The sequence below is a fragment of the Saccharothrix sp. NRRL B-16314 genome (genome assembly GCF_000716595.1).
GTDB lineage: Bacteria > Actinomycetota > Actinomycetes > Mycobacteriales > Pseudonocardiaceae > Actinosynnema.
Genome location: NZ_JNXC01000112.1, coordinates 1 through 461 on the forward strand (window position 1 = coordinate 1; position 461 = coordinate 461).

Annotated in this window: 1 protein-coding gene; it reads right to left on the reverse strand. The window is 69.0% G+C overall.

The window, feature by feature from the left end; translation table 11 throughout:
• Positions 1–83 precede the first annotated feature (83 nt).
• Positions 84–461, reverse strand: a 378-nt coding sequence (locus OQ02_RS45380; RefSeq protein WP_033443762.1) for a hypothetical protein, incomplete at its 5' end; no start/stop codon positions are given.

Consider the following 461-nt stretch of genomic DNA (forward strand, 5'->3'; position numbering starts at 1 on the left):
GTCAACTGCTCATCACTGCCCGTGCGGTGCGTGTAAATAAAGTGGTGCGTGCGCGATATTTTTGCCAGTGGGATTTGAACTGATCACAACTTGGTCACTAGGGTCGGGCTTCGAACCTTCGCGCGGTTGATCACCCATCCGGGGTGGCGGCGGAGGAACCGCCTGCCCCTCACCGGATGGGCGGCTCTGAGGAAGAAGGAGCTCGCCTTCGTGGCGTCCCACCGTCGACCCAAGCAGCCGAGCCGCACGCGGGTGACCGCGCTCACCACCGTCGCGGCCGCCGCCGTCGCCCTGAGCGCGCAGGCCGCCAACGCCGCGCCGAGCAGCCGCAGTCGGGCCTCGTCCATCGGTCCCCGCTCGGCGAGCAGCCGTGAGAGCGTCGGTCCTGGGATGTACGCGGTGGCCAGCCAGGGCGCGGCCGCGTCCGGGTCGGCGTCGACGACCTGCGCGGTGTGGAATCC